At 46.0% G+C, this 18,305-nt stretch carries 17 protein-coding genes and 2 tRNA genes; 2 read left to right on the forward strand and 17 right to left on the reverse strand.

What is annotated here, in order from left to right; all coding sequences use genetic code 11:
- Nucleotides 1-41: 41 nt before the first annotated feature.
- The 6 genes from ABEW32_RS25150 to ABEW32_RS25175 form a co-directional block, all read right to left on the reverse strand.
- Nucleotides 42-554 carry an adenine phosphoribosyltransferase gene (locus tag ABEW32_RS25150; RefSeq protein ID WP_013372637.1) on the reverse strand — a complete coding sequence of 171 codons (513 nt, stop codon included), beginning with the start codon at nt 552-554 and terminating at the stop codon, nt 42-44.
- Between the two features lie 65 nt (nt 555-619).
- Nucleotides 620-3,016 carry a single-stranded-DNA-specific exonuclease RecJ gene (gene recJ / locus ABEW32_RS25155; RefSeq protein WP_430192866.1) on the reverse strand — a complete coding sequence of 799 codons (2,397 nt, stop codon included), beginning with the start codon at nt 3,014-3,016 and terminating at the stop codon, nt 620-622.
- Nucleotides 3,017-3,049: 33 nt separating this feature from the next.
- Nucleotides 3,050-4,006, reverse strand: a complete 957-nt coding sequence (locus tag ABEW32_RS25160; protein ID WP_430192868.1) for a cation diffusion facilitator family transporter — start codon at nt 4,004-4,006, stop codon at nt 3,050-3,052.
- A 201-nt stretch (nt 4,007-4,207) separates the two neighbouring features.
- Nucleotides 4,208-5,122, reverse strand: a complete 915-nt coding sequence (secF, locus tag ABEW32_RS25165) for a protein translocase subunit SecF (protein WP_430192870.1) — start codon at nt 5,120-5,122, stop codon at nt 4,208-4,210.
- Nucleotides 5,112-6,368: a protein translocase subunit SecD gene (secD, locus tag ABEW32_RS25170; RefSeq protein ID WP_430192872.1), complete on the reverse strand. Its 1,257-nt coding sequence runs from the start codon at nt 6,366-6,368 to the stop codon at nt 5,112-5,114. The genes secF and secD overlap by 11 nt, the downstream gene beginning before the upstream one ends.
- 90 nt (nt 6,369-6,458) lie before the next feature.
- The gene (locus ABEW32_RS25175; RefSeq protein WP_430192874.1) at nt 6,459-6,716 is read right to left on the reverse strand and encodes a post-transcriptional regulator; all 258 of its coding nucleotides are present in this window, start codon (nt 6,714-6,716) and stop codon (nt 6,459-6,461) included.
- Between the two features lie 306 nt (nt 6,717-7,022).
- Between ABEW32_RS25175 and spoVB the strand changes: the two genes are divergently transcribed.
- Nucleotides 7,023-8,594 carry a stage V sporulation protein B gene (gene spoVB / locus ABEW32_RS25180; protein WP_430192876.1) on the forward strand — a complete coding sequence of 524 codons (1,572 nt, stop codon included), beginning with the start codon at nt 7,023-7,025 and terminating at the stop codon, nt 8,592-8,594.
- A gap of 5 nt (nt 8,595-8,599) precedes the next feature.
- On the opposite strand, the gene ABEW32_RS25185 is transcribed toward spoVB, so the two are convergent.
- A complete protein-coding gene (locus ABEW32_RS25185; RefSeq protein WP_430192878.1) occupies nt 8,600-9,376 on the reverse strand; it encodes a YetF domain-containing protein in 777 nt (258 codons plus the stop codon).
- Between the two features lie 206 nt (nt 9,377-9,582).
- Here ABEW32_RS25185 and ABEW32_RS25190 point away from each other — a divergent pair, with 206 nt between their 5' ends.
- On the forward strand, nt 9,583-9,972 hold the full coding sequence (locus ABEW32_RS25190) for a TIGR04086 family membrane protein (protein WP_430192908.1): 390 nt from the start codon (nt 9,583-9,585) through the stop codon (nt 9,970-9,972).
- A gap of 69 nt (nt 9,973-10,041) precedes the next feature.
- Here ABEW32_RS25190 and yajC read toward each other — a convergent pair whose 3' ends face one another.
- The 10 genes from yajC to ABEW32_RS25240 form a co-directional block, all read right to left on the reverse strand.
- Nucleotides 10,042-10,377, reverse strand: a complete 336-nt coding sequence (gene yajC, locus ABEW32_RS25195; protein ID WP_430192880.1) for a preprotein translocase subunit YajC — start codon at nt 10,375-10,377, stop codon at nt 10,042-10,044.
- 35 nt (nt 10,378-10,412) lie between these two features.
- A complete protein-coding gene (tgt, locus tag ABEW32_RS25200) occupies nt 10,413-11,552 on the reverse strand; it encodes a tRNA guanosine(34) transglycosylase Tgt (RefSeq protein WP_430192882.1) in 1,140 nt (379 codons plus the stop codon).
- Between the two features lie 20 nt (nt 11,553-11,572).
- Nucleotides 11,573-12,601, reverse strand: a complete 1,029-nt coding sequence (queA, locus tag ABEW32_RS25205; RefSeq protein ID WP_430192884.1) for a tRNA preQ1(34) S-adenosylmethionine ribosyltransferase-isomerase QueA — start codon at nt 12,599-12,601, stop codon at nt 11,573-11,575.
- Between the two features lie 7 nt (nt 12,602-12,608).
- A complete protein-coding gene (locus ABEW32_RS25210; RefSeq protein ID WP_430192886.1) occupies nt 12,609-14,693 on the reverse strand; it encodes a SpoIID/LytB domain-containing protein in 2,085 nt (694 codons plus the stop codon).
- A 214-nt stretch (nt 14,694-14,907) separates the two neighbouring features.
- Nucleotides 14,908-15,915, reverse strand: coding sequence for a Holliday junction branch migration DNA helicase RuvB (ruvB, locus tag ABEW32_RS25215; RefSeq protein WP_430192888.1), 1,008 nt, complete (start codon nt 15,913-15,915; stop codon nt 14,908-14,910).
- A 48-nt stretch (nt 15,916-15,963) separates the two neighbouring features.
- Complete coding sequence (gene ruvA / locus ABEW32_RS25220) at nt 15,964-16,578, reverse strand: Holliday junction branch migration protein RuvA (protein ID WP_430192890.1); 615 nt, start codon at nt 16,576-16,578, stop codon at nt 15,964-15,966.
- The gene (gene ruvC, locus ABEW32_RS25225; RefSeq protein WP_025675038.1) at nt 16,575-17,078 is read right to left on the reverse strand and encodes a crossover junction endodeoxyribonuclease RuvC; all 504 of its coding nucleotides are present in this window, start codon (nt 17,076-17,078) and stop codon (nt 16,575-16,577) included. Before ruvC ends, ruvA begins: the two co-directional genes overlap by 4 nt.
- Before the next feature lie 225 nt (nt 17,079-17,303).
- Nucleotides 17,304-18,005, reverse strand: coding sequence for a BofC C-terminal domain-containing protein (locus ABEW32_RS25230; protein WP_430192892.1), 702 nt, complete (start codon nt 18,003-18,005; stop codon nt 17,304-17,306).
- Nucleotides 18,006-18,116: 111 nt separating this feature from the next.
- Nucleotides 18,117-18,190, reverse strand: a tRNA-Pro gene (locus ABEW32_RS25235).
- Between the two features lie 7 nt (nt 18,191-18,197).
- Nucleotides 18,198-18,277: transfer RNA gene (locus ABEW32_RS25240), tRNA-Leu, on the reverse strand.
- Nucleotides 18,278-18,305: the final 28 nt, after the last annotated feature.

Raw genomic sequence — 18,305 nt, forward strand, 5'->3', positions numbered from 1 at the left:
CATGTATAAATATTTCCCGGGAAACCCCGGTTTCTAAACACTTAATACTTAATTAGGGTAAATACATCTACGTCAGGCAGCTTCGCCCGTCCGTTGAGATCAGACAGCTCGATAAGGAAAGCAGCCCCTGCCACATTGCCACCAAGTTGGCGTACCAGGTTCACGGATGTAGCAATGGTTCCACCTGTAGCAAGTAGATCATCAGCAATCAGAACATTTTGTCCCGGCTCAATCGCATCCTTATGCATAGCCAAAGTATCCTTACCATATTCCAAACCGTATGCTTCCTCAATAGTTTCTCCAGGCAGCTTGCCACTCTTACGAATGGGAATAAAACCAACACCAAGCGCGTAAGCCAGAGGTGCCCCGACAACGAATCCACGTGCTTCTGGACCTGCAATCAAATCAATTTTCAAATCAGATACCAGTTCCTTCATATCGTTGATAGCCTTGCGGTACAGTTCACCATTTTTCATTAAGGTCGTAATGTCCTTAAAGCTAATCCCTGGTTGTGGAAAATCGGAAATCACCCGAATATATTCTTTGTAGTCCAACTTAGTTCCTCCTACTGTAAACTTCTAATTAGTATATACATTTTACAAAACTGCGAAGCAAAATCTCAAGACGCACCCTTCATGAGCGACATGATCCAGCTCGTCATTTGGGTGGTATCCGCATCCAGTAAATAACGCTCCATCTCGGCCATATTATACAATTCCTGATAACGTGGAGAGGCAGTTAAATCTCGTTTGGGCGGATTCGATACAAAACGAAATTGACCATCTGTACGCGTCAAAAACTCAAGATCCTCGAAGATGTCCAATACTTTGGATAACATGCGCACTGAACAAGAGCACTGCCGGCTAAGAGCAGGCAGCATTGCTTTTTCATCAATCAGTTGTGTTCCCATTCGGGAAAGCACAATGTAAATACGCTTAAACAGCTCCCTGTCAGGGCTTATAAGCCGGCCGCCACGCTCACTGATTGAATGAAGGAGAAATACATTCTCTACATTCTCAAAGGTAGACCATAATGCATGAAACTGCTCGGGTGTATCTGGCGGCTCCAGTACGAACAGTGACTTCACAGAATGCTGTGTTTCCTTTTGACCACCACTGGGAGTAACGCTACCCTCTTTATCATATAGCCATAAGGATTCAGCGTCCACGGAGCTCGATGGACGAAGTCGGGATGACGGATGAACCAACACCGCAACATCATTCTTTCGTTCCACTAAACTTGGATGGAAAACCCTCAGCCCTCGCTCCAGTTCAGCAAGAGGGTCTGATACTCCACGATAATCAAAAATTTGCGGAGCCTGCACACGAATATCCTGCATCATCAGCTGGAGGGAGCGTTTACCGTTCCACTCGTTAATTGACAATTCACCCAACAGATCTATGTCTGTGTGCTGCTGTAAAAAATCAGCCAAATCGCCACGCCGGAAAGCAATCGCGTCCAGCGATAAACCGTTCTGCTCCAACAGTAGCTTCACGTGGTTTTTCTCACGTCCCATTTTACGAGCCTCACGCAATTGAAGCCCCTGTAATACAAATCGTGGAGAAGGGTTTCCCATACCAAAAGGCTGAAGTAATTCCAGTTCTTCAACTACTTGTAAAGATACCTCATCCAGACGACAGACCATATCGGCCTCAGCTATAGGGACAAAATCTTCTGGTGTGAAAATGGAGCCTGCATAGCGGTTTAGCTGTTCTTCGAATAATTCCAGATTGTCACGGGATAGCGTCATCCCCGCAGCCGAAGGATGTCCACCAAAATGCTCCATAAGCTCATGGCAATCTGTGAGAGCACTGTAAATATCCAATGCAGGAATAGAACGAGCAGAACCTTTGCACATACCTGTCTCCGCATCTATGCCAAGAATAATAGTCGGACGATAATAGCGATCCAACAGTTTGGATGCCACAATTCCGACCACACCAACATTCCAGCCTTCACCAGCCAAAACGATAACAGATGGAAGCCTGCCTCCATTTAGTTTGGATGCTAGCTGCTGCTCGGCTTGCTCCACAATGCGTTCGACCACTTGTTGACGCTCACGATTGAGCAAATCCAGCGCATGCGCAAGCTGGTCTGCTTCCTCCTCTTTTTCTGTCGTCAGCAGGGAAACGGCTCGTCCTGCATGATCCAAACGTCCGCTGGCATTAATCCGCGGTGCCAATGCAAATGCGATGTTGACCGAAGTCACTGTCGATATCTCCACACCCGCTACATGAAGGAGCGAACGGATCCCTGGAAATGCAGAGCTTCTCATCGATTGAATCCCTCTGCGTACTATCATCCGATTCTCACCATGTAGTGGCATCAAATCAGCTACTGTACCAATAGCGGCAATTTCAAACCATTCCTCGGGTACTTCACTCAACAGCGCCTGAGCAAGCTTCAGGGCAACACCTACACCTGCAAGGCCTTTAAATGGATATGGACAATCCGGTAGCTTCGGATTGATCAAAGTATAAGCCTCGGGAAGCACAGCCGGCGGCTCATGATGATCCGTCACAATTACATCGATCCCTAAGGAAGTCGCATAAGCAATTTGCTCTACAGCACTAATTCCCGTGTCCACCGTAATGACCAGTGTAACTCCCTGCTGATGTGCCCAATCCAGAGCATGATTGTGCAGACCATATCCCTCATTAGAACGATGGGGAATGTAAATATCATAAGATGCCTTCAGAAAACGCATAAGCTGAATCATCAATGATGTACTGGATACGCCGTCCGCATCATAATCGCCATAGATTAGTATATGCTCGCCTCGCTCCAAAGCCTGGCGAATTCTCGGCACAGCCTCTTTCATGCCAAGAAGCAGAAATGGGTCGTGTACATCGTCCATACTTCCGTACAAAAAGCGGTTTGCTTCCCCGGCCGTAGTGACGCCCCGGTTCACTAGAAGCCGGGACAACAATGGTGAAATCCCCAGTTCTTCTGTTAACGGCTGAGCCGCCTTCAGGTTAACCTCCGGGGTCTTCCATCTGTACTGCGAATGAAGCAATCCTATTCACCTTTCTTTCATAGTCGTCCTGCCTTATTGAAGCAAGGACGACGCATCATTATCTGGCAGTTCATGATTGGATTTATAAGGATACCCGGCTTGGTAAGAAATGAACTGCATTTGTACATGATTCACCTGTGGAAAACGGGCTAACAGTAAATTTTTAGCTCTATCGGCAATTTCCTGTGCTTCCTGTACCGTAATCCGCGGGTTAACGCTTATCGTTACATCCACCGTTATAAAATGGCCCGTTTCCTGAGCATGTAAGTGTTCAACCGTTACAATACCATATACCCGTTGAATCGTCTCCATAAAGCGCTGGGAGTCTTCCCCCTGCAAGGGCTGTGCGGGAACCTGATGAGTGGTATTCATCACCATCAGATATCCTTTATGCAACACCAGACAGGCTACCAGCAAAGCTGCAGTTGGATCAAGATACAATAATGCAGGCCATTCCATTGCTTCGCCAGTCATTGCACCAATTATGCCAATCAATGTGATCAGCGATGCATACAGCGAATACCGTTCATGGTTAGCGTACCAATCTGCTTCCGCTTTATGGCCATGTTTAATCGAGTAGCGATATTGAAACTGAAATAACGCTTCTCTCAACACCAAAGCAATAAATACGGTAATTAATGCGTACAGACCAGGAGCCTGCGGTTCCGAACTGCTTAATGAGCGAACAGCAGAAATAGCTAGCTGAAGCCCACTCATCAGCACTAAAATAGCCAGTACCACAGATATGACCGTCCGAACCTTTTCACCGTTCCGCAACCGCGCCAGCATTCCGTGATCTGTACCACCCTTGGAAAACAGAAGCTCCTGCAAACGAGAAGCACTATCCGCAGCCGTGTGCAGTGCATCCCCCAACAACGCCTTGCTGTTTGCCGCATAACCAACAGTTCCCTTTAGAACAGCCAGCGCGAGATTGCCTACAATCCCGCTCAACGCCGCAGTTTCTAATGATCGGCTGCGTTCGCTATTCACAACGTTTCCTCCTCAATCCTGAACTAACCCTTTCCCGATAAAGCTTCATTCCAATATAACCCTAATTTCTCAATACAAAGCCTTTTACATTTAGCTGTTTCACTATTAGCCTCAGCACGAGGTAAATCTTAAAACCTTAGAAAACCGCGCCCAAGCAGACGCGGCTTTCTCTTTAATTTATACTACTAGTATTTGCGTAACTTAAGACTTTGCAGTTTTGGCCGCACCACCAGCTGTTGGCGTCTTTTGTTTTCCCTTCAAAGCTACCCACAGCGGGCTGGCAATGAAGATGGAAGAATAAGCACCAAACAGCAAACCGATAACCATCGCAAGCGAGAACATCCGAATTGACTCACCGCCAAAAATAAATAGGCAGACGGAGGCAATAAACACTGTAAACACCGTTGCGAGTGAACGCGTCATCGTCTGTGCAATACTGTGATCGACAACTTGTTCCAAGTCGGCTCTGGATTTTTTCTTTGCGAATCGCAAGTTTTCCCGAATACGGTCAAAAATAACGACCGTGTCATTGATGGAGAAACCGACAATTGTCAGAATGGCCGTAATAAAGGTCAAATCTACCTCAAGACGGAAAATCGAGAAAATACTGATGACAAGGAAGGCATCATGCAACAATGAAACGATAGCTGCAACCGCAAAACGCCATTCAAACCGGATCGAAATATAGACTGCGATGGCCACAGAGGCCAGCAAAATCGCCCAGATTGCATTTCGCTCCAGCTCTTGCGCCATTTCCGTATCCACCGTATTGACCTCAAATGATGCCTTTGGATCAAGCTCTTTGTTAAAAGAGGTTTTGAATTCATTCACTTGCTGATCCGTCAATACCTGTGAAAAACGAATGCCGAAACGCTCTTTACCTGGTGTATAATCCACCTCTTTGCCGATCCCGTTCTTGTTCAGCAAAGCTTGAATCTGTTCTTGTGTAACTGTCTTAGTCAAATTAACATCCACGTTGGAACCGGAACGGAAATCAACCCCGTAATTCAAACCGAATATCGATAAGCTCAAAATACCAAGCAATGTGATAATAATCGAGAATGTATAGAACCACTTGCTCATCTTGACATATTTATAGTCCCAATTAAAGCGCACTGATATCACTCTCCTTCACACCAAAATACTTGGCCTTCTTCACAGCATCTGCTTTAACCAGCAGATTGAGCAAGAAGCGCGAGAAGAAGATATTTGTCAAAATACTCACGACAATATCAACGATGAGCACGAGAGCAAATCCTCGAACGGAGCCAGTACCCAGACCAAACATAACGGCTGCCGCTATAATTGTCGTAATATTGGCATCCATAACTGTACGGAACGATGCCTTACTGCCTGCGATGACAGAAGAACGAATCGTTTTGCCTGACTTGATTTCTTCTTTAATCCGTTCATACGTAATGATATTGGCATCGACTGCCATCCCGATCCCGAGCACGAAGGCTGCGATACCCGGAAGTGTGAGCACGAAACCGCCCAAATAAAAGATCGCAAGCACTAGCCATGTATGAACGATGAGACAGAAGCTAGCTATCAGTCCCGGTACACGGAACATTGCAATCATAAAGATCAGAATGATGACCGAACCGATCAAACCGGCACGGATCGTCTGATCCAGTGACAACTGCCCCAGCGTAGCCCCTACACTTTGAGAGTATTTTTCCGTTAGCTTAAGCGGAAGAGCACCCAGGTTTATCGTATCTGCTAGCTTGTTCGCTTCATCACGTGTGTAGTTACCTGTAATCGAAGCACTGCCATCCGTCAATTCGCTACGTACTGTAGGTGCAGACAGCAATTCATCATCCAGGAAAATAGCCAACTCTTTATTCAAAAGTCGCTTTGTGATTTCTGCAAATTTAGCTTTGTCCTTTACTTTGATACTAATCTCAGGCTGATTCAGCTGATCATAGCCTACAACAGCACCATTCTCCACAAAATCATTACCGCGAAGCTCAATTTTGCTGTATTGTCCTGGCTTTTTAGCATCTGCTGCCGTTGCACTGCGGAATGTCAACTCGGCAGGCTTTTTCAGCATGTTGCGAACTTCTGCCTCATTAGAGACACCGGCAAGCCGCACGCGAATACGATTGGTGCCCTCCGTTGTTACTTCCGGCTCAGTCGTACCCAGCGCATTAATCCGTCTCTCCAGACTTTGTGCCGTTTGTATCAAAGACTGGCTGGTTACACGCTGCCCGGCTTCCAAAGGCTGGGCTTCATATAAAATTTCAAAGCCTCCCTTTAAATCGAGGCCTAATTTTAAACTTTTTAGTAGGCCCGGGCTTGTCCCGACCATAACACCAGTAGTTATGAGCACGACCACGATGAAACTTAGAATTCTCTTCATTCCGTCCCATGTTCCCCTTTCATTCTCAATATTCCTATTATAGCTACCCCTCAAAAAGCAGTCAATTTGAACGCAAAAAAAGACCCCCTTCTATTCGAAAGTGGAGCCCCGTAATGCGGACATCGTCAAATAGTTCATAAAGCTCGTCGCTTTAAGGGAAAGTATATCGTTAACGAGCTTGTGCAGCGGAGGAATACCCTCCTTTTCATATTTATGGCTGACGCAATTCCACACGTCCTTACTGGTGACATGTTCATAGCCTACAAGAATCAGCTCGTCTGCCTTACTTTGACAGAGCAACTCTATTGCGTCATCCCAATCCTGCTCATCCAGCTCTTCCATACTCACGATGGCCGTTCCTCCTCCCAGCGACTATCGGTTCCGCAGATCAGCAATTAGCGGGGTTGTTGACTGCTTTATAGAACAATTCTGTCCTGATCTTGGAAAACCCTTCTTTTCGTCGAAAATAGCCGTAAATCAACAATATATGTAATCATTTCGCTCGTCAATAGCAGAATTCACCACTCTATCGCTTGTAGTCAGGATCACCTATTTTTAAGCTAAAAAGCTTGTCATGAACATGGACAGGTCCAGCATATCTTCTAAAGAAACATATAGACGCAGAATTACATTTGGGGGAAGAGGGAGTTGCGATTGAAAAAGCAGACATTCATTCATGGAGCAATTATTTTATTGGCAGCGGGAATTATCAATCGGCTACTGGGTTTTATTCCCCGAATCGCACTCCCGCGTATCATCGGCCCCGAAGGAGTCGGCTTGTACCAGCAGGGGTACCCTTTTTTTATCGTACTCGTGACTCTTATTACCGGAGGCATCCCGCTTGCAGTAGCCAAACTGGTAGCTGAAGCCGAAACAGCAGGGCAACCCGAAATGTCGAGGCGTATTTTGCACACAAGCTTGCGTTTCACCATTACACTCAGCCTAATTACCATGGCAATCTGTCTTGTGTTTGCACCTTGGATCACAAGCCATCTCCTAACCGACAGCCGTGTGTATTATACATTTGTGAGTATGAGCCCAATGATTGTCATTGTTGCTGTTTCCTCTGCTTATAGGGGCTATTTTCAAGGAAAACAAAATATGATCCCGTCAGCCAGTTCCTCCATTGCGGAAACCGTCATGCGCATTTTTTGCGTCATTTGGTTTGCCTACTTGTTACTTCCTCATGGGGTAGCCTACGCTGCTGCAGGTGCCATGCTTGGTGCTTTGGCGGGTGAATTCATCGGCATGGTTGTGCTGCTATGGCAATACGCCTGGAATCAGCGAAGAGATCACACCTCTCAACCGAAAGCACCTGTATCCTCAGAGGTTCATATCGGGCACTCATCCGTTTTGTCACGTCTTATGGCGATCTCCGTCCCCGTTACTGCTGGGAGGCTTGTTGGGTCCTTATCTTATCTGCTCGAATCTATCTTATGCATGCGAAGCCTCGCTGTAGCAGGCATTGCAACTGGCGTGGCGACCGCACAATATGGGGCTATGCAAGGCATGGTTATTCCTGTGTTATTACTACCTGGAGCCCTTACCAGTTCGCTAGCTGTTTCACTCGTGCCTTCGTTATCCGAAGCAGCAGCGAATGGGCATATTACTGCCATTCACAAGCGCTTGCATCAATCGCTTCGACTTGCTTTGGTCGCAGGAGCCCCGTTTGCCGTTATTATGTATGTATTGGCAGAGCCGCTGTGTCTGCTGCTTTACAATAATGGCGATATTGCAGGTATGCTTAAACTCATGGCTCCCTTTGCTCTTTTTATGTACATTCAGGCCCCGCTTCAGGCAGCACTTCAGGCATTAGACCGTCCTGGAAGTGCCTTAATGAACACCTTTATCGGAGCCATCATCAAAATTGTGCTTATTGTATGGCTTGCTTCCCAACCTCAGTATGGTATTTATGGAGCTGTCATCGCCATCTGTATTAACAGCGCTATCGTCACCCTCCTACATGGCTTTAGTGTCAGCAGACTGCTTCGCTTTCGTGTACGTTTACTTGACTTCTGGAAAACCGGAATGGGCATGATCATTATGGCAGCAGTGGTATTATATACCTACAGACATTTATTGATTTTCGACCAAATGTGGCTTCAGTTTATTTTTGCCGCAGGCATGGGAGTTATTCTATATCTTTTCCTGATGACCTTGATCAAAATGATCGATTGGGACAACCTTACACGCATTCCAATACTGAGAAGGTGGTTTAAAGCATAAGGAAGCTAATCCAAAGTTTCTCCATAGGTCGGTGGTGTAATGTACACATCACCTCTATGGTTAACCGAGCATAAGAAAACATCCTTAAAATCTTTGTGCCCCTTCGCTTGAATCTGATTTTTTAGCCAAAAACGGTTCATATCCATCCGTTCCAAGTTTCGATCCAGCACCTTACCATCCATAATTAATGGAATCGGCAGTCCCTCATATCTAAACTTGCCACCAATTTGTGGAGAAGGGTGAACTTTATTTTCCTGCTGGCCCTTGCTTATCAAATCATTTTTGCTTTGTTCCTGCTTTATTTTTTCGTGTTTAGCTTCATCATAATTATCCTTGCTAATCACCGTCAGCTTACCTGTTGTTTCCAAAATGACATATTCAACCTCGTCCAGGCTTTCTATATTTTGTTCACGAAGTTGTAACAGCAAGTCATCTAAGTTATAACGCTGCTTCGCCATTTCGTCCTTGTAGAGTTGCCCATTGGAGTACAATACACTAGGTCTACCATCAAATAGTAAGCGCAGACGCCGACTTTTCAGACTGAAATAGGAAATCCCGATTTGCAAAATCAACAGCACTCCTAAAGGAATCAGCCCTTCATAAAGGGGCCGTTTTATATCCTCCAGGCTGAATACAGCAATTTCCGCAATCATAATGGATATGACGAGATCAAATACAGATAATTTTCCGATCTCCCTTTTACCCATCAAGCGCATCACCAGATATACAATAAAATACATGAGCAGCGTACGAAAAATATGAGCAAAAATATCGTGACTCAATAGGTTCGCCTCCTCTCCTGTACTTGCGACAAGATATTAGTCGTTCATTGTACACGTATTCTGACCGTTCTTCACTTGGCTCATACAAAAAATAAAAGGCTAAATTATTGAAATAATGAAAAAGACTGCTTACGACTTGGTACTAAGCCGGGAGGCTTGGCCATAGAATGATAATAGTTCAAACCTTGGTACAGGAGGAATTATCCATGGAGCTCATTCGCCGCTGGTGTTCGTTTCGTCTGGCCCATCCTATTTTATCCGGCTTATTTTATGCTTTTGCGTGGATGCTGTTAGGCGCATTGATTCTTTCAATACTCTTGTGGATGACACAGATGCAAGAACAGGACCTATCGTTGTATACGTATATCGTCCACGCATTCGCCATGCTATCTGGCGGCTTTGTCGCTGGTAAAAGATCCACGAACAAAGGCTGGTATCAAGGCGGAATTACAGGCATTCTGTATGGACTAATTGTTCTTCTAGTCGGGTTTTTGGCACTGGATGCAGGCATGAATGGCAAAGACCTGATGCACTTAGGAATCGCGTTTGTCATAGGAGCAGGTGGCGGGATGTTTGGCATTAACTTCAGCAAGTAAGTTAACCCGTATGCAACACAAAAAAACCGAGCCTCCTCAAAGGCTCGGTTTTTGCATAATAATCGCATGTTACGATTTAGAAACAACTTCCTCAGATGCAGTGTCTTTTGCAATCGCGTTACTAATTGCACTACGGTCAAAGGTCAGCTTCGTTACATCATTCACACGCAAAACAACTACATCATCTGTAATCTCCATAATTGTACCGTGAAGACCTCCGATTGTAATCACTTTATCTCCCTTTTTCAAAGCTTGAAGCATCGATTGACGCTGCTTTTGCTTTTTCTGATTCGGACGAATCAGCAAGAAATAGAAGATTACAAACATCAGAGCCAGTGGCCAGATCATTTGAAAAAGTCCGCCAGCTCCACCAGGTGTAGCCGCAGCTGTAGCAAAATGAAACATATTAAATCCCCCTTTCATATACTCTCCCCTAAAACTTAGAAGCCTTTATCATTATCATGAAGACCGTACTGCTCAAAAAATTCATCGCGGAAATCAAGCAGCCTGTCATCCATAATCGCTTGTCTGACATTACGCATCAATTGTATTAAGAAATGCAAGTTATGATACGTTGTCAGTCGGAGCCCGAAGGTTTCATCCGCTTTAATTAAATGCCGCAAATAAGCACGTGAATAGTTACGACAAGTGTAGCAATCACAAACAGGATCAAGCGGACCAAAATCACTTGCATAATTCGCATTCCGAACGACAAGACGTCCTTGACTTGTCATCGTTGTCCCGTTGCGAGCAATTCGGGTTGGAAGTACACAATCGAACATATCCACACCACGAATGGAGCCTTCAATCAAAGCATCCGGCGAGCCTACGCCCATCAGATACCGTGGTTTGTTGGTAGGAAGCAGAGGAACCGTATAATCGAGCACTTCATACATCAAATGCTTGGGTTCACCTACACTCAGTCCACCAATAGCATACCCCGGGAAATCCATGGAAGTCAAATCTGCCGCACTTTGCTTACGCAGATCTTCATGCATGCCTCCTTGCACAATGGCGAACAAACCTTGATCATGAGGACGAGCATGTGCCTCCAAACAACGCTCAGCCCAACGGCTGGTGCGCTCCAATGACTTTTTCACATATTCATACTCAGCTGGAAACGGTGGACATTCATCGAAGGCCATCATAATATCCGAGCCAAGCGAGTTTTGGACTTCCATCGCTACTTCCGGAGAAAGAAACTTCTTATCTCCATTTAAATGAGAGCGAAAATGAACACCTTCCTCTGAAATTTTACGCATTTCACTTAAGGAAAATACTTGAAATCCGCCACTGTCCGTTAAAATCGGACGATCCCAATTCATAAATTTGTGCAGTCCGCCCGCTTCACGGATAATATCATGACCAGGACGAAGAAACAGATGGTACGTATTACTCAAAATAATTTGAGCATCCATTGCTTTCAGTTCCTCAGGGCTCATCGTTTTAACAGTAGCTTGAGTTCCCACGGGCATAAAGGTTGGAGTCTCAATCACTCCGTGAGGTGTGTGTACACGCCCAAGACGTGCTCCTGATTGTTTGCAGGTCTTAATATGTTCGTATCTTATTGCTGGTGCCATATTTTCTCTACCATCCTTAATTAATAAATAAACATTGCGTCACCGAAGCTGAAGAACCGATATTTTTGGTCAATCGCCTCCTGGTAAGCATGCATAATATTCTCTCTGCCAGCCAGTGCGCTGACCAGCATAACCAAGGTGGATTTAGGCAAATGGAAATTCGTAATCATTGCATCCACCACACGGAATTCATAGCCTGGATAAATAAAAATCTGTGTCCAGCCACTGCTAGCATGCAGTACACCATCTACGAGGTTATTGCCCACCGTCTCCAGTGTTCGGCAACTGGTTGTTCCTACGGCCACGACTCTCCCGCCGCGCGCCTTAGTTGCATTGAGTATATCTGCTGTTTCCTGTGACAGTGTGTAGTATTCTTCATGCATAACATGCTCTTCTACTGTATCCACCGACATCGGTCTGAACGTCCCTAAACCAACATGAAGTGTGATAAAGGCAATAGTAACGCCCTTCTCTTTAATTTGGTCAAGTAATTCTTCTGTAAAATGTAACCCTGCCGTTGGAGCCGCAGCAGAGCCCTCGTGCCGAGCATAGACAGTCTGATAACGCTCACGATCGTCCAGCTGTTCCTTGATATACGGAGGAAGTGGCATCTGCCCCAAGCGATCCAGGATTTCCTGAAAAATGCCATCATATGAGAATGATAGTATCCTTCCCCCCATATCTCCTTCTTCCTCAATAACTGCCTTCAGCTCATCGCCGAAAACAATAACAGCGCCCTTTTTCAGCTTTTTACCAGGCTTCACCAACGCTTCCCATCGGTCTCCCTCCAGTTGTTTAAGCAGCAAAACCTCGGCCTTAGCGCCAGTGTCTTGCTTGATGCCAAACAAGCGTGCAGGAATTACTCTGGTATCATTCAGAACCAGCGTGTCTCCTGGCTGAAGATACTGCACAATATCCGAAAATGTATGATGTCCCACTTCACCGTTGTTTTTATTTAACGTCAATAATCTAGAAGCAGTCCGCTCAATCAAAGGTGTCTGTGCAATTAATGTCTCAGGTAGTTCAAAATCGTAGTCGTTTACGTTCATATATAGGTCAGTCCTTAACTATATCCACATTTTTGTAATAGTGTTGCAAAATTTTCTTGTAATCATACCCCTGCTCTGCCAAACCGTTGGCACCCCATTGTGATAAGCCCAAACCATGTCCATTCCCTTTACCTGTAAAAATAAAGCTTTGCGTTTTGTCGATGACTCGTGCATGGTGATCTTCATTCATAACGACCACACCGTTACCACTTGAAGTACTGGTACCAGATGCCGACAAAATTTGGGTGCCTTGTGTTCCGCTTACATGAGAAGTAGCTCCATCAGCGCCTAATACAGTATAACTGCCAGTACTCGCAATATCAAACAATGTGCTTGGCAGTCCCCCCATCGCTGAGCGATACATATCCGGATATTTCACTTTTAAAGGGGCTCCATCTGCTTCAACCTCCAACACTCGCCCTGACGGCCCTCGTTTGGTGACATCAAGATGATTCATAGAGGAGGGTACCGTGCCAGTGACTTTCCCTTGCAAGGATTTAGCAATTTGAGCTGCCGTAAAGGGCCCCCTAACCCATGCATAGTCTCCGGATTGAGGTACCTTTTCCAAAACAATCATCTCTTCGCCCGGTTGCGCCTTTGCTATGGGTGTAACAGTTGATTGGATTTGGGGAATAGGACGCACATTTGTGTTTTCTGCAGTGACAGTGATTTTGTCTAATCCCGCTTCTGTGACTCCCTCCAGCTCCTTAGCGTTATCCTCGCGAATATAACCTGTCTTGCCACTGGAGAGAAGTACATGATACCACTCCTGTGCTCCTTTTTGTGCTGAAGTATCTCCCGAGCTGTCTACGCTGGCAAACGCTTCGCCACCACTATTCCATACCTCGGAAGCATCTGCTGTCACACCGCCCGCATTAGAGGAGAATACAGCTTCGACCACTTTGCCGCCACTCTTAATCACTTCACCAGCTGTTGCATCTACAGCCTCGTTGACATTCGCATGTTCCGAGCTCTTACCGTTGTAAGCCTGGCTTAGGGTTCCATCTACCACATTGCCGATCTGAAACCGATTGCCTTGGGCAAGCGCATAACTGCGGGCAGCTACTGCTTGAGCTTTGAGCGCTTCAGCTGGCCATGAAGAATACACCTCTGCTCCAACTACGGAATACAAATACTGCTCTAAAGGAACTTCATTCACAAGCGCCAGCTGTCCTGGCGTCATGCTAATCTCCATGTCACCGCGATATGTACGCTGTGATCTTTCGACCACTTGGATTCCATTGTTACCGCCGTTGACAATTACCTTACTATTATCAGCCCCACTTAACATGTAATGAGACATCACCTGCGAGCCTGTCGTTACTCCTGCTTCCTGTCTTATGATGAGACCAGTTTGATTAGCTTTGGTAAGTGTGAGTTTGGGCTGCTTGCTCTCCAGCTCTGTTTTCAAGGCCGACAGCTTGTTATCATTGCTTTCTTCCCCAACCCATACAGCATACTGCCCTCTTGATTGAATTACAGTAAAAGCATCAAAACCTGCGGCAGCAATAGTGGTGCGAACAAGATTAGCCTCCTGCTCGGTTCCGTAGCTTCCCGTCGACCAATGTTTGTTTCCCTTAACTTCGGCCTGCGCTCCGGTTGCTGTGGAAATCCGCTGCACAGCAGCCTGTGCCGATTGTTCACTGGCATATAATCCCGCGTACACTTGATAAACAGAACTACCGTTTTTAGAACCGATAAAAACGGTAGGTTTATCATTAGTCTTTTGCAGGGCTTGAGCCGCTTTTATCGCAGCTGCTTCATTTCCTTCAAGCACCTTCACTCGATAGCTGTCTACACTAAAACGAGCCATACTGTCCGGTAGTCCCACCCAGGCCTGAAAGCTGCCTCCACTGTTCTGCCCAACACTCAGGCTCCCTGACGATTTCAAAGTTACAGCGGGGACTGTCGCCTTATATTTGCTACCTAGATCCGCAAAGATCACTACACGAATATCCTCTTGGGCAGCAGCCTGAGCCCCTGTGGACCAAGGCATACAAGCTGTAGCTATTACCATAATCAGTGCCGCTCGTTTGACACGGCCTGTCCACGCTCCGAAATTTTTTTTTCGGTTCAATGTTTCCTCACTCATTCTTGGCTCCCCCAATTCTAGCTGACTAGCACTTATATACGTGATTTATCGGAATCTCGACCCGCGACGATCCCTTTAAATACATCGGCGGAACAATCCAAAATGTGAACCCGCTCGAATCAGACTTACTCACTCTCTCATCTCAATTCATCTGTCTTTCCATTTCTTAATCGCCGTACTTGCCAATGATTTTAAATGCACCCTGGTGTCCTGCTCACCGCGGGTCCGTTGGCATGGGAATTCCAAGGTGGGCATATGCCGCTGGAGTCACCGTACGCCCCCGAGGTGTTCTTTGCAGAAGACCAATTTGCAACAAATAAGGCTCGTACACATCCTCAATCGTCTGGCTCTCTTCACCAATAGTCGCAGCAATGGTATCCAATCCTACAGGTCCGCCCCGGAATGAATGAATCATAGCCTTAAGCATTTTATGGTCAATTTCATCCAGTCCGCGTGGATCTATTTGAAGTCTCCTTAGTGCCTCAGCAGCCAATTCTGAATGAATAATACCATCTCCAGCAACTTGGGCAAAATCACGAACTCTTTTTAACAGTCGGTTGGCAATCCGTGGTGTCCCCCGTGAACGCAATGCGATTTCCTCCGCTGCGTCCCCAACAATCTCAATTTCCATAATATCCGCATTCCTAGACACAATGTAAGCCAGCTCGTCTGTCGTATAAAACTCTAACCGACTAATCACACCAAAACGGTCACGCAATGGCGCAGAGAGCAACCCAGCGCGTGTAGTAGCACCTATAAGAGTAAAGGGTGGCAAATCCAAACGCACCGAACGTGCACTCGGACCTTTGCCAATCATAATATCCAACGCAAAATCTTCCATCGCCGGATACATCACTTCTTCCACGGTACGATGAAGGCGATGAATTTCATCAATGAACAAAACATCCCCCTCTTGCAGGTTGGTCAGCAATGCTGCCAAGTCTCCTGGTCTTTCAATTGCAGGACCTGAAGTCGTACGCAAATTAACTCCCAACTCATTGGCGATAATGTTGGCCAGCGTGGTTTTACCCAATCCGGGCGGTCCGTACAATAGTACATGATCCAATGCTTCTTTACGCATCTTGGCTGCTTCAATATATACTTTCAGATTTTCCTTAACCTGATTTTGCCCGATATATTCATTTAGATAACGGGGACGAAGGCTTAGCTCCGCCGTCTGGTCTTCCATCATCAAATTGGCGGAAATAATCCGGTCATCCATATTCCATCGCTCCTTTTTACCAGATTCCTATCCACGGACATCAGTGTCCTATCCGGCAAACAACAGTTGCAAAGCCCGTTTCATCAAAATGTCGGCTGAATCATCAGGTTTCGCATCTTTTTTCATTTTGCTCCATACCTTATCTAACTCAGCATCCGTGTAACCGAGCGCCTTAAGCGCCTCACGTGCCTCACTCCAATGCGAACCTTCACCTTCTTCTACAACAGGCTCCGCAAACAATCCGGTAGCCATTCCCAACGCCCCTATACCGTCCAGCTTGTCTTTCAAATCTAGAATCATACGTTGTGCCGTCTTTTTACCGATCCCCGGTAATTTGGTGAGAAATGTGATATTCTCCTGATAAATTGCCGTCACCACATGAGCAGGCGTACCGCCTCCCAAAATACCAAGCGCCACACGCGGTCCAATACCAGATACATCGATCAATTTACGGAATAATTGCTGTTCCTCACGGGTTGCAAAGCCAAACAGTAAAATAGCATCTTCCCTTACATGATGGTGAGTGTAAATCACCACCGGTCCTTCCGTTTTGGCGAACGCATAAGGATTTGGACAAAATACCCGATACCCTACACCTTGCACATCCAAAACAACATATTCATTTTCCAAGTGAGCTACAGAACCACGTAAGAAATCTATCATTTTCGCAATACCTCATTTAATTTTGAATTTAGGCCATAGGAATGCGCATGACAAATAGCCACTGCCAAAGCATCCGCTACATCATCCGGTTTCGGTACAGCCTGGAGCTTTAGAAACATTCTAACCATCTCCTGTACCTGCTTCTTCTCCGCCTTGCCATACCCTACAATAGCCTGCTTTACCTGCATCGGCGTATATTCCCCTATAGGCAAATTACGTTGCTTGGCAGCCAATACCAGCACCCCACGTGCCTGACTCACGGACATGGCTGTTGTAACGTTGCGATTAAAAAAGAGCTTCTCCAATGCAACCGCATCTGGCTTGTACTTATCAATTAATTGCAACATGCCTTCATACACATGAAGCAACCTGTCTTCTTCCGGTGTATGGGCCTCCGTCTGGATACAACCATATTGCACAGGAACCACCTTACTGCCTATCTTGTCTACAAACCCGAAGCCCACAATGGCAATACCGGGATCAATTCCTAAAAAACGCAAAAAAACCTCTCCCCTATCGCTCAAACATGCGTAACTAACCATCAGCCCGCACTATCGTTATTATACATGAGTAAATTCCATATAAAGCGAACATATGTGTCGTTCTTTTCATTATAACAAAACTTTGTATCTAATAGAGGAAAAAGTTTAACCACAAGTGAAAACATAAAAAGAGACGCTACAAGCCTCACCTCATGGGCAATGCCTAACGTCTCTGTACTTATATCAATAATGTTGCTTTAATACCCTCTGTGTTCGCTCCACTGCAAAGTCACTAAAAGTAGAGATTACACTGTTATACTCATTTATATCCTGTACACGGATTCCCTGCTGAAGTTGTTTATATACCCCTTCCGGCAAGGCCGTCTCCATGGACCCTATATCCAATTGAAAAAAGGTACGAATTACTTTTTCCTTTTTGGGCAGCCCTTCAAACAAAGTAAGCTGGCCATCAGGGCTCAATCCCATGTATGCACGCTCTTTGCATGACTCGGACAAATCTTCCACCCTGCGCTCCAGCCACACCTCTCCTTTAGTATTAAGCCGTCCCTTCCAATCAGGATGTTGCTTTAGTAAACTTTCCAGTTGCTGCGAACTTAACGTTCCCAAGGAGGTGGTCTCCGTACCACATACGTAGGTGGTTAACAAACGGGTCTTCCTGCTTATGCCGGAAGCACGAATACTTTGCAATAGCTGCATCTGCGTGGAGCGATCTTCAGTAGGAGCATAATTGGATGACTCCTCCTCCACCTCTGCCATAACGGGAGTAGCCAGCGGTTGTGACAGCATAGCCTGCATATCATTCGAAAACAGAATGCCCAAACCAGCCAGTAAACAAGCCGCACCAGAAATAGTACATGCCCACACTGTTCTTCTCCACTGTTTCCAGCGCCGTTTCATCTGTTTTTTCCAACTTAATCGCTTCACAGTAATCCCTTCCGTCCCACTTTTTGTGTTAGTGTGACCTGAAGAATACTGATTTATACAAAGATAATACATAAACAAAAAAGCCGCTGCTTTCAGCGACCTTCTTTTGAATCGGGATGACACGATTTGAACATGCGACCCCCTGGTCCCAAACCAGGTGCTCTACCAAGCTGAGCTACATCCCGAAATAGATGCCGGTGAGAGGACTCGAACCTCCACGGTTTCCCTCACGATTTTGAGTCGCGCGCGTCTGCCAATTCCGCCACACCGGCTTATGAAGTTAATGGCGCGCCCTGAGAG

This window comes from Paenibacillus jamilae, assembly GCF_050482105.1.
GTDB classification, from domain to species: Bacteria; Bacillota; Bacilli; order Paenibacillales; family Paenibacillaceae; genus Paenibacillus; species Paenibacillus jamilae_B.

Excerpts from the sequence above, each read along its gene's own strand:
- tgt (WP_430192882.1), bottom strand. The coding sequence starts at position 11,552 with ATGGCACCAGCAATAAGATACGAACATATTAAGACCTGCAAACAATCA.
- yajC (WP_430192880.1), bottom strand. The coding sequence starts at position 10,377 with ATGTTTCATTTTGCTACAGCTGCGGCTACACCTGGTGGAGCTGGCGGA.
- ruvB (WP_430192888.1), bottom strand. The coding sequence starts at position 15,915 with ATGGATGACCGGATTATTTCCGCCAATTTGATGATGGAAGACCAGACG.
- queA (WP_430192884.1), bottom strand. The coding sequence starts at position 12,601 with ATGAACGTAAACGACTACGATTTTGAACTACCTGAGACATTAATTGCA.
- ABEW32_RS25190 (WP_430192908.1), top strand. The coding sequence starts at position 9,583 with ATGGAGCTCATTCGCCGCTGGTGTTCGTTTCGTCTGGCCCATCCTATT.
- ruvA (WP_430192890.1), bottom strand. The coding sequence starts at position 16,578 with ATGATAGATTTCTTACGTGGTTCTGTAGCTCACTTGGAAAATGAATAT.
- ABEW32_RS25210 (WP_430192886.1), bottom strand. The coding sequence starts at position 14,693 with ATGAGTGAGGAAACATTGAACCGAAAAAAAAATTTCGGAGCGTGGACA.
- secD (WP_430192872.1), bottom strand. The coding sequence starts at position 6,368 with ATGAAGAGAATTCTAAGTTTCATCGTGGTCGTGCTCATAACTACTGGT.